Source organism: Aeromonas aquatica, from assembly GCF_000764655.1.
GTDB lineage: Bacteria > Pseudomonadota > Gammaproteobacteria > Enterobacterales > Aeromonadaceae > Aeromonas > Aeromonas aquatica.
Genome location: NZ_JRGL01000068.1, coordinates 1 through 1,426, shown reverse-complemented (window position 1 = coordinate 1,426; position 1,426 = coordinate 1). Strand labels below are relative to the sequence as shown.

Here is a 1,426-nt window from a genome sequence, read left to right as displayed (position 1 = left end):
GGTGAGCTTTTTCGGATATCTACCGCCACATCAAACACTTCACCTGCTACACAACGTACCAGCTTGCCCTGGGCATGGGGCGGCAACTGATAGTGCAAGCCGCGCAGCACCCCTTGCGAAGATTTGGAGTGATTATCCTGCACAAAAATCACCGGATATCCTACCGCCTCTTCAAACAACTTGTGGTTGAAACTCTCAAAGAAAAAGCCACGCTCATCACCAAATACCTTTGGCTCAAAAATAAGCACGTCAGGGATTGCTGTCTTGATTACATTCATCTGTCTATCCACATTTAATTCAATCTTTATGGGGGGAGCATATTTCCGCCCCCCATATCACATCAGGCTTTGGCAACCATTCTTAACAAATATTGTCCATACGCATTCTTTGCCAGCGGCGCGGCAAGTTCACGGACCTGGTCGGCATTGATAAACTTCTGGCGATAGGCGATCTCTTCCGGACAGGCCACTTTCAACCCTTGGCGGGTCTCGATGGTTTGAATAAAGTTGCTCGCCTCAATCAGGCTTTCATGGGTGCCGGTATCCAGCCAGGCATAGCCACGGCCCATCATGGCTACCGACAGGTTGCCCTGCTCAAGGTAGATGCGGTTGACGTCGGTGATCTCCAGCTCACCACGAGGTGACGGCTTCAGGCTCTTGGCAATTTCGACCACGCTGTTGTCATAGAAGTAGAGCCCCGTCACCGCATAATTGCTTTTGGGCTCCAGCGGCTTCTCTTCCAGTGAAATCGCCGTTCCCTTGCTATCAAACTCCACCACGCCGTAGCGCTCGGGATCATGCACGTGATAGGCAAACACGGTGGCACCACTGGCTTTGGCCGCCGCACCTTCCAGCTGTCTCTGCAGGTCGTGGCCGTAAAAGATGTTGTCACCCAGCACCAGCGCGCAGTCATCGCTACCGATAAACTCTTCGCCCAGGATAAAGGCCTGTGCCAGCCCATCCGGGCTCGGTTGTACCTTGTATTGCAGATTCAAGCCCCACTGGCGGCCATCACCCAGCAGTTGCTCGAAACGGGGGGTATCTTGCGGGGTGCTGATGATCAAGATATCGCGGATCCCCGCCAGCATCAGGGTGCTCAGCGGGTAATAGATCATCGGCTTGTCATAGATGGGCAGCAGCTGCTTGCTGACAGCCATGGTGACGGGATAGAGACGGGTGCCAGAGCCACCGGCCAGAATAATGCCTTTACGTTTAGTCATGATGCTTCGTTTCTTATATTTGAATTATGTAATCATCAAAAAGAGTGTGCCCAATAGCCACTCTTCTTGTGTTTTATCCCTGGTAGTGAGAAGCGTACATCTCCGCACCACTCGTTCTCTTCTTACTTGCCGAGGATCTCGGTCAGCATCCGATCGACGCCCACGCTCCAGTCCGGCAACACCAGATCGACGGTGCGCTGGAACTTG

General features: G+C 52.9%; 2 protein-coding genes. Both read right to left on the bottom strand.

Annotated features, from left to right (window positions below; genetic code table 11):
• Window positions 1-278 (bottom strand): dTDP-4-dehydrorhamnose 3,5-epimerase family protein (locus LG30_RS0107835; protein ID WP_033130152.1); only part of this gene is annotated, 278 nt, incomplete at its 3' end.
• 62 nt (window positions 279-340) lie between these two features.
• Window positions 341-1,219: a glucose-1-phosphate thymidylyltransferase RfbA gene (rfbA, locus tag LG30_RS0107830; protein ID WP_033130151.1), complete on the bottom strand. Its 879-nt coding sequence runs from the start codon at window positions 1,217-1,219 to the stop codon at window positions 341-343.
• Window positions 1,220-1,426: the final 207 nt, after the last annotated feature.